10 protein-coding genes are annotated in these 8,315 nt (G+C 65.1%); 7 read left to right on the top strand and 3 right to left on the bottom strand.

What is annotated here, in order from left to right:
• Positions 1-210 precede the first annotated feature (210 nt).
• The 3 genes from VNH11_04095 to VNH11_04085 all read left to right on the top strand — a co-directional run bounded on the left by VNH11_04095 (position 211) and on the right by VNH11_04085 (position 2,176).
• A complete protein-coding gene (locus VNH11_04095; protein ID HVA45546.1) occupies positions 211-384 on the top strand; it encodes a hypothetical protein in 174 nt (57 codons plus the stop codon).
• A gap of 83 nt (positions 385-467) precedes the next feature.
• Positions 468-1,379 carry a hypothetical protein gene (locus VNH11_04090; GenBank protein ID HVA45545.1) on the top strand — a complete coding sequence of 304 codons (912 nt, stop codon included), beginning with the start codon at positions 468-470 and terminating at the stop codon, positions 1,377-1,379.
• Complete coding sequence (locus VNH11_04085; GenBank protein HVA45544.1) at positions 1,376-2,176, top strand: ABC transporter ATP-binding protein; 801 nt, start codon at positions 1,376-1,378, stop codon at positions 2,174-2,176. The genes VNH11_04090 and VNH11_04085 overlap by 4 nt, the downstream gene beginning before the upstream one ends.
• Positions 2,177-2,377: 201 nt before the next feature.
• Here VNH11_04085 and VNH11_04080 read toward each other — a convergent pair whose 3' ends face one another.
• The gene (locus VNH11_04080) at positions 2,378-4,024 is read right to left on the bottom strand and encodes an HlyD family efflux transporter periplasmic adaptor subunit (protein HVA45543.1); all 1,647 of its coding nucleotides are present in this window, start codon (positions 4,022-4,024) and stop codon (positions 2,378-2,380) included.
• Positions 4,025-4,220: 196 nt separating this feature from the next.
• Here VNH11_04080 and VNH11_04075 point away from each other — a divergent pair, with 196 nt between their 5' ends.
• Together VNH11_04075 and VNH11_04070 are read left to right on the top strand one after the other, a co-directional pair.
• Positions 4,221-4,784, top strand: a complete 564-nt coding sequence (locus tag VNH11_04075) for a DUF6174 domain-containing protein (GenBank protein ID HVA45542.1) — start codon at positions 4,221-4,223, stop codon at positions 4,782-4,784.
• Entirely contained in the window at positions 4,762-5,580 is an 819-nt protein-coding gene (locus tag VNH11_04070; protein HVA45541.1) for an SDR family NAD(P)-dependent oxidoreductase, read from the top strand. The genes VNH11_04075 and VNH11_04070 overlap by 23 nt, the downstream gene beginning before the upstream one ends.
• A gap of 164 nt (positions 5,581-5,744) precedes the next feature.
• Here VNH11_04070 and VNH11_04065 read toward each other — a convergent pair whose 3' ends face one another.
• Positions 5,745-5,972: a hypothetical protein gene (locus tag VNH11_04065; GenBank protein ID HVA45540.1), complete on the bottom strand. Its 228-nt coding sequence runs from the start codon at positions 5,970-5,972 to the stop codon at positions 5,745-5,747.
• A 118-nt stretch (positions 5,973-6,090) separates the two neighbouring features.
• Here VNH11_04065 and VNH11_04060 point away from each other — a divergent pair, with 118 nt between their 5' ends.
• Together VNH11_04060 and VNH11_04055 are read left to right on the top strand one after the other, a co-directional pair.
• Positions 6,091-7,191 (top strand): FAD:protein FMN transferase, encoded by a 1,101-nt coding sequence (locus VNH11_04060; protein ID HVA45539.1) that lies wholly within the window; start codon positions 6,091-6,093, stop codon positions 7,189-7,191.
• Positions 7,167-7,328, top strand: coding sequence for a hypothetical protein (locus VNH11_04055; protein ID HVA45538.1), 162 nt, complete (start codon positions 7,167-7,169; stop codon positions 7,326-7,328). Before VNH11_04060 ends, VNH11_04055 begins: the two co-directional genes overlap by 25 nt.
• Before the next feature lie 33 nt (positions 7,329-7,361).
• Here the strand turns inward: VNH11_04055 and VNH11_04050 are convergent, their stop codons facing one another.
• Entirely contained in the window at positions 7,362-7,589 is a 228-nt protein-coding gene (locus VNH11_04050) for a hypothetical protein (GenBank protein ID HVA45537.1), read from the bottom strand.
• Between the last annotated feature and the right edge of the window lie 726 nt (positions 7,590-8,315).

The following is an 8,315-nucleotide window of genomic DNA, read 5'->3' as shown; positions in this document are numbered from 1 at the left end:
GCGCGTGCCGCACGCCGCGGGCGGCCCGCTGCTTAACAAAAGCGCCGCGCGCGCGGCGCTTTTGTTTAGGCGCCGTGGCGGAGACGGGTGCGGCATCGCCCCGCATAATCGCCGTAATCGATTTCGCTGCTTCGATTTGCGGTCGTCGGCACCGCCCAGGCGAGTCCCGGCGGCCAGAATAACCGGCAGCAAACCGTCGCGAGTTGGCCATTGTCGAAAATCGCCACGAAACGCCGCGGCGTGCGGGCGGTCACCGGACTGTCGATGCCGGTGTTCGAAAAGCGTCGCTTCCAGCACGGCGCCGGCGCTGGCGACCTGCTGGCTGAGCGGCTGCCGGACGATCCGCAGGTGTACCGTCGCGAGTTCGCGGCGATCTATGGTTAGCGGTTGCCTTGTCAGGCGCACACATGTCGCCATTAACCGATGACTGCCCTCGCCCGCTTTGCCAGTCCTGGTAAAATAGAGGCATGTACAGCCGGTGGTTCAACGTGGTGGTAGTCGGTTTCTGGCTTTTGACCATGAGTTGGCTGGTCGGCGTAAAAATCCTCCCCTCCTTGGCAGTGGGCGATCCGCCGACCTACCGCACGATTCTGGCCGACCGCAAGGACCGAGACGCCCCGCTATCTTGGACCATCTCGCTCAACGACGTCCCGATCGGGTGGGCCGAGGCCCGCAACCGCATGCTCGATAACGGCGTGACCGAGATGCGCAGCCACGTGCGGATTCGGCGGTTGCCGCTGGCCGAAATCACGCCGGGCTGGATGAATTCGCTGCTGAAGCTGCTGGCGGGTTCGCGCGAATGGAGCGAACTGGAGTTGGCGGTCGATGCCCAGAGCAGCCTGGAGATCGACCCGCTCGGTCGCCCGATCGGCTTTTATTCGCGGGCCTTGCTGGGCGACGAAGGCTCACTGCCGGACGACTCGCGCCTCGATTCGCAGATCGTTCCCGGCACCGTCCAAGTCACGATCCAAGGAGTCATCGATGGCACGCAGTTGAAGCTGAAGGTCCGCACGGGCCAGCTCGTTTACAACACGACGGCTTATCTGCCTCCCAAAGCATTGGTGAGCGACGCATTGTCGCCGCAGGGCCGCTTGCCCGATCTGAAAGTGGGCCAGTCGTGGACGATGCCCGTGTACAGTCCGTTGCGCCCGCCTACGGCCCCCATGGAGATGCTCTCCGCCAAAGTCGAGCGGCGCGAGCTGATGCTGTGGCGCGAGCAGATGGTCGATGCCTTTGTGGTGGTCTTTCGCAGCGATCCCGGCGCCGAGCTGTCGAGCAACCAGGCGGCCAAAGCCAAGGCCTGGGTGCGGGCCGACGGCACGGTGCTCAAACAAGAGATCACCTTGATGTCGTCGCGGTTGACGTTTGAAAGACAATGATTGAACTTCAAAACGTAACTCGGACCTACGGCGACAAGACCGCGGTGGCGGGGCTGAGTCTCAGCGTGCCGGCGGGCGAGTTGTTCGCCTTTTTGGGGCCGAACGGGGCGGGCAAGACCACGACCATCAAAATGCTCGTCGGCCTGTTGCGGCCCAGTTCCGGGCACGTGCGGCTGGGCGGTTTCGATGTCGCCGCCGAGCCGCGCAAGGCCTGCGGTTTGCTGGGATACGTTCCCGACGTGCCGTACCTTTACGACAAGCTGACCGGCCGCGAGTTTCTGCACTTCATTGCCGGGATGCACGGTTTCGACCGCCGCGACGCGGCCGAGCGTGTCGGCCGCGAGATCGACCATTTCGAGCTGGCCGACTTTATCGACGAGCTGGCCGAAGCCTATTCGCACGGCATGAAGCAGCGGCTGGTGTTCGCCGCGGCGCTCTTGCACGACCCGGCCGTGCTGGTCATCGATGAACCCTTGGTGGGCCTCGATCCGCGCAGCTCGAAGCTGGTCAAAGACCTGTTGCGGGCCAGGGCCAGGGCGGGGGCGGCGATCTTCATGTCCACACACCTGCTCGACGTGGCCGAGCAGATCGCCGACCGGATTGGGATCGTCGACCGGGGCAAGCTGCTTTGCATCGGCACGTTGGCCGAGCTGCGCAGCCGGCTGGCGGCACAACACACGTCGCTCGAACAGTTGTTCCTGGCGGTGACCTCGCAGGTTGGTGCCGAAAAACTGGCGGCCGGCGCCGCGGCTGCTTCGGCGGAGTCTTGTAAGGCCGAAGTACGAAGGCGGTATTGACGATATCGAACCGCCCTGGGGCCTCCATTATGCCATTTATCGGCCACCGCCCGGCGGAGCAACGGCCGCTGGCGGCGCGCCGCCTCCCGCTGGCCCGGCCATCTTTTTCTTGACCTCATCCAAGGCGGTCTTGAATTCCTTGGGATCGATCGAACCGTCTGAATTGGTGTCGATTTTATCGAACCACGGCGAAGGATTCTCTTAGCGGGTGAGCTTGCCGTCACCGTCCTTGTCCAGTTCCTTGAAGGTAGGCAGCTTGAAGCCGCCCGCTGGTCCCGCCGCGCCGCCGTCCTGGGCGGCGGCCGGTCCGCCCGTCGCAGGTCCGCCCGCCGCCGCAGGCCCGACCGCTCCGGGCTTGACCTGACTCGTTCCATACCGCTTGCCGACATCGACGGCTTCGGTCTCGGCAGACGTGTCTTTGGCGTCCGGCACGTCGGCGCGTGGGTGCAGCAGCACCAGTTCCCCTTCCTTCAGGCCGTCGACGATTTCGATCACGGTGTCGTTGGTTCCCCCCAGCACCAGGTCGCGGGCTTCAATGCCGCCGGGGGTCTTGACATACGCCCGCAATCGGTTGCCGCTCTCCAACACGCATTGCACCGGCACCTGCAGCACGTCCTTTTTCTCCTGGACGAGAATCTCGATTTCCGCGGTCATTCCGGGCTTGAGGTCTTCCGGTTCGCCGTCGATTTTGATCAACGTCGCGTATTCCTTGACGTTGCCCTGGAACCAATTCCCAGCCTCGGGCTGATTGGAAATCGACGTAATCGCGCCTTGGAATTCGTTGTCTTGAATCTTGATTCTGGCGCGCATGCCCGGCCGCAGTTGATCGACTTTGGTTTCATGGACGAGCGCCTTGACCTGCATGTTCTTCAAGTCGGGCAGCCGCAAGATGGCCTGGAACTGATTGACCTGCGCACCCAAGTCGATCTTGGGCCCTTGCTGGAAGGGGTTGGTCCGGTCGTTGGCGTAAACAACCATGCCGTCTTGCGGGGCCACGATCGTACACTCTTTGAGCTGGTCTTCCAGCCGCTGAAGCTTGTTCGATTCGTTTTTCAACGCGGCCAGGTCGGACTCCAGCAGCGCCGCGGCGCTGTCGCGCTTGCTCGTCAGGTCTTCGAGCGTCCGCAGCCGGGTGAACTTTTCCAACACGGTTTTCTTGCGTTCGGCAACCTTCAGCCTCAGTTGCGCCTGCTCGACGGCAAACTCCTTCGATTCGACGTCGAGCGCCGTCACATACCCCTTGCGGTGCATCTTCTGACTGTATAGGAGCTGGTTCCGCGCGGTCGACAGGTCCTGTCGGGCGACGGTGATGTCGGCGTCGTATTCCTCCATCTCTTGCGGGAAGGTGCCTTGCTCATACTCATCGACGGCGATCTTGGCAGCGGCAAAATCCTTCTCGGAGGTGATCTTGGCCGCCAGCGCCTTGGCCTTGACGATCTCTTGAGCCAGCACGGAGTCTTCCAACGACGACGAATCGAGCCGCACCAACTGCTGGCCCTCTGTCACGTGGCTGCCGTCGGCCACGATCTCCAGAATCGTGATCGGGCCTGGCACTTTGCACTTCAGCTCGATGTTCATGGCGCTTTCCACATTGCCGTCTTCGGTGACGGTGATCAGCAAATCGGCCTTCTTCACGGGCATCGTCAGCAGGGGACCCGCGCCCTCGGCGCCTTCGCTCGCGTAAAAGGAATAGCCGCCATAAAACAGCACGCCGCCGAGACCCAAAAAAACAAGAAAGGAGATCGCCCAAGTCAGCCAACCGCGCCCCCTGCGGCGCCCAGGGCGGGTGGCAAAACCATTCTGGATCGGCGTCGAGACACCTCGATGTTCGGCGGTCATTGCGTTCATGCGTCGAATTCCTGGGACGGAAGAGGAGAGGTGAGCGACCACCTCCGGCAGGGTTGCTATGGAGGTAATACCCTGTCCGGCAGCCAAGGGCTTCAAAAAAACGGACCCATGTTCTTGGCCGCGGTGCCCGTTGGCTATAATACGGCAACGCGACGGCGGTTTCAATGCGTTCGCCGGTCAGCATAACGGAGCACGAGTGCCAGACCCCGCAGAAGCCGCCGATTCGGCCCCGCCGCCCCGAAAGCGCCTGCGGGCCAGCGACGTGTTGGCCGGCGCGGCGGTAGGGGGACTCTTGGCCCTGGCCGCCGTGATCGCCATCGTCGTCGTTTCGCGGCGGCAGGCGACGCCGCCCCTCACCACCGAGGCACTCGACGCCGCCCGAACACGTTGGCGGCAGAACGGCCCGGCAGATTACGCACTCGACGTCGCGGTGATGGGCCGCCAGCCAGGCCGCTATCATGTCGAGGTCCGCGACGGCAAACCCGTCGAGGTGCTGCGAAACGGCGTCCGCTCGGACCGCCGCACCTGGCATTATTGGACGGTGCCCGGCTTATTCGACGTGATCGAGCACGACGTCGACTGTGCCGAAGACCCGACGCGCGGCTTCGGCGCCAAGCCGGGGAGCAAGGCGGTGTTGCGGGCCGAATTTGACGAGCGGCGCGGCTACCCGTTGAAATTCGAGCGGCTGATTCTGGGCGAGCCGCAGCTCGACATGACCTGGGAAGTGGAAGCATATCGTGACAAGTTCTTGGCAAGGTAAAGTCGTGGTGGTGACCGGCGGCTCAAGCGGGCTGGGCAAGGCGATCGCCGAGGCTTTCGCCGCACGAGGCGCGCACGTCGTGATCGCCGCGCGCCGGGCCGATGCTCTGGCCAAGACGGCCGACGCGTTGCGGACCAAAGGGAGCGAGGTCGCTGTGGTCGCGGCCGATGTCACCCGCGATGACGACGTAGCGCGGCTGTTTGCCAAAACCATCGAGCGTTTCGGCCGGCTCGACGTGCTGGTGAACAACGCGGGACGGTCGATGCGTCGGCAGGTGGACGAAACCACGGCCGACGATTTCCGCGAGTTGCTCGAATTGAATTTCCTGGCCGTGGTGCGTTGCACGCACGCCGCTCTGCCGCACTTGCTGGCCACACGCGGGCACCTGGTGAATATCGGCTCGCTGGCCGGCAAATCGGCGGCGCGCTTTGTCGGAGCCTACCCCGCCACCAAGTTCGCCGTCACCGCCTACTCGCAGCAACTGCGGTTGGAACTTGGCCCGCGGGGACTGCACGTGCTGTTGGTCTGTCCGGGGCCGATCGCCCGGCACGAGCCACGCGGACCGGAGCGGCAGCTTCGCGACGCCGCGTCGGCCGGCTTGCCGCCCGGCGCTTACAAACCGGGAGCCGGCGTGCGGACCAAGGCGTTGTCGCCGGAGCGGCTGGCCCAGGAGATCGTGCGGGCGTGCGAGACGCGGCGCAGCGAATTGGTGCGTCCGCGTCTGGCGCGGCTGCTGTTTGCCGTGGCGCAGTTGTCGCCCGGCCTGGGCGACTGGCTGGTGAAGCGGTTGACCTGACTGCTAACTCGTGCGGCAGCCGGCTCTGTAGGGAACGCCCTCCGTGGCGTTCCGCCGCGTGCCGGTTGGCGCCGCGCCTGGTTTCGCGGAACGCCACGGAGGGCGTTCCCTACAGAGCGACGGAAGCCCCAGGACGTCATTCCGGAATTGGAAGCGGCAGTAGTTCAGGTCGCATCAACTCGTGCCACCTTCAGCGGCACCCAGTCGGTGCCATAGAACTCGATAGCCTGCCGGGCCGCAAACCAAAAGGCCCGCACCTGGTCGAACTCAAACCGGCAGCCCAGCGGTTTGCCGTCGCAGACCAGCGGCGTTTCCCAGTTGGGCTCGGTCCGGGCAAATCCCAATTCCGGCAGCAAGTCGATGACATAACGGCGAACGCGATTGACGTCCATGCGGATCCTCCCTGGATGACATCGTGTCAGGCGGTTCCCTGATATCGGCCGGCGGGGGCGGGGAACTTGAATTGATTTGAACCCTGAACCCTGACGCCCGACGCCTTATAATATTTTCATGCCCAGCCCGCGCCAGACCAACCGCCGCCAGTTCCTCAAGGGCCAGGCCGCCGCCCAGGCATTGGGCGATCTTGTCGCGCCGGCCGAGGTCGAAGGCGACCAGCCAACGACACCCGCCGCCGCGGAAACCTACCTGCTTCAACTTGGCCGCCGGGCCATGGCCTGCCAGTTCGAAATCTACTTGAACGCGGGCCAGTACTCGCAGGCGGCCGACATCGCCCTGGAAGCGCTCGATTTCGTCGACCGACTCGAAGAACAGATGACGGTCTACCGCGACACCAGCGAGATCAGCCGGCTCAATCGCTTGGCGGCCAGCGGCCCGGTTGAAGTCGAGCCGCGCCTGTTTCAGTTGCTGCTCCGCGCCGCCCAGATTCATCGCGAAACCGAGGGCGCTTTCGACATCACCTCCGGACCGCTCACGAAGGTGTGGGGCTTTTATCGCCGCGCCGGGACGATTCCCGAAGCCGACGTTCTGGCCGAGGCGCTCCGCCGCGTGGGCAGCGACGCACTCGAATTCGACGAAGCGAGCCACGCCGTCCGCTTTCTCAAACCGGGCGTGGAGGTCAATCTGGGGGCCATCGGCAAAGGCTATGCGCTCGACCGCGTGGCCGAGCAGATGCTTTCAGCGGGCATCGACCACTTTCTCTGGCATGGCGGGCAAAGCAGCTTGCTGGCCCGTGGAACTTGTGGCCGGCAAACGGGCGCTCCGGGCGGTTGGACGGTCGACGTGCGGCATCCCTTGCGACCGGAGCGTTCGGTCGTCGAAATCCGTCTTCGCGATCGGGCTTTGGGCACGTCCGGCGCCGGCACGCAGTTCTTTCGCCACGCCGGCCGCCGCTACGGGCACATTCTCGACCCGCGCACGGGCTGGCCCGCCGAGGGCGTCTACTCCGCCACGGTGATTGCTTCGACCGCGGCCGACGCCGATGCCTTGGCCACCGCGCTGTATGTGCTCGGCGCGGAGCGTGCGGTGGCGTGGTGCGGACAGCACCCGGAGGTCCGCCTGCTGATGTTTGTCGCCGGCCAAAGCCGTCGCTCGGTGGAGTTGGTCACCTGCGGGCTGTCGCCCGGTGATTGGCGACAAGTGGGCGATCTCTAGACGGCCGCTTTTGCTACATCAGCGAGCGGAAGGGCAACACGGTGGCCGCGATCGACACGGCCAGCCGGCGCGTGGCCGCGCGGATTCCCGTCGGGCAGGTTCCCAAGCGCGTGCTGGTGCTGACGTTGCCCGATTGACGCGCAAACCGCCAGACGATCGTGCCGGCGGATTCACTGCATCAGGCTTTCCCAGAAAGTGATGTCGCTCTGCGTCACGGCCCGATGAAAGACCTCCTCGATCGCGCTCTCGGCCCAGCGGGCGCGGTTGCTCTGCCCGCGGGTCGCGCTCGTGTAGTATTCCGGCGGACCGAACGGCGGGGGACGTCTCGGTAGGCAATCCCGGCGCGCCGGGATGCCGTCCCACCGGTGCTCGCTGTGCAGATCGGCCGGCGCGCTCATCAAAAGCGCCGCGCGCGGCGCTTTTGCTTTCGCGGCGCGGCGTACTGGGCGCGGCGTGGCCCAGCACGCTCGACGTCAGCGCTTGATCTGCTTCGTGTTGCGTGGCGGGCCGATCCAAGGGCCGCTGCTCTCCCACCGAGGCAAATGAATCGGCGTCTTACTTGCCCGACACGCTCATGTTCGGGTGACGGCCGCGGAGCTGGGTGGTCGCCTTTCGGCCAGTGGCCTGGGCGTTTGCACAGAGATTGACCACGACGAAGCGCGGGATGAGTTCGCGCGAACCGCGACGTGGCCCTGGCCGCGAATTCCTTCGTGCGCCGAACTTGTTGGCTCGCCCCACGTTTGTGCCGCTTGGGCGCGCTCCGCTCTTCGGTCGGGGCGTTGCCACGCGAGATGCCGGCACCCGATTTGCGGCACCGGCGTGCGGAACATGGCAGTGCCATCGCAGCACCATCGTGACGGAACCTCCGGACCAGAGAGGAAGGCCGGTCGTCGCTGTAGCCGATTCGCGGCTCAGCGACAGGAGGAAAACGATGTACCGCGCACAACGGAGTTTTAGCGGCCAAATCGCCGGTGCGGTTCGGCTCCGCGCAAAAGGTGCGCAGCGCTCTCCCGCTCTCCCGCTCTCCCGCTCTCCCGCTCTCCCGCTCTCCCGCTCTCCCGCTCTCCCGCTCTCCCGCTCTCCCGCTCTCCCGCTCTCCCGCTCTCCCGCTCTCCCGCTCTCCC

The sequence above is a fragment of the Pirellulales bacterium genome, assembly GCA_035533075.1.
Lineage (GTDB): Bacteria > Planctomycetota > Planctomycetia > Pirellulales > JAICIG01 > DASSFG01.
This window is presented reverse-complemented; position numbering and strand designations above follow the sequence as displayed.

What these genes read in the sequence shown, in the direction of transcription:
- VNH11_04090 (HVA45545.1), top strand. Translation starts at nt 468, where the DNA reads ATGTACAGCCGGTGGTTCAACGTGGTGGTAGTCGGTTTCTGGCTTTTG.
- VNH11_04085 (HVA45544.1), top strand. Translation starts at nt 1,376, where the DNA reads ATGATTGAACTTCAAAACGTAACTCGGACCTACGGCGACAAGACCGCG.
- VNH11_04080 (HVA45543.1), bottom strand. Translation starts at nt 4,024, where the DNA reads ATGAACGCAATGACCGCCGAACATCGAGGTGTCTCGACGCCGATCCAG.
- VNH11_04065 (HVA45540.1), bottom strand. Translation starts at nt 5,972, where the DNA reads ATGGACGTCAATCGCGTTCGCCGTTATGTCATCGACTTGCTGCCGGAA.
- VNH11_04060 (HVA45539.1), top strand. Translation starts at nt 6,091, where the DNA reads ATGCCCAGCCCGCGCCAGACCAACCGCCGCCAGTTCCTCAAGGGCCAG.
- VNH11_04050 (HVA45537.1), bottom strand. Translation starts at nt 7,589, where the DNA reads ATGAGCGCGCCGGCCGATCTGCACAGCGAGCACCGGTGGGACGGCATC.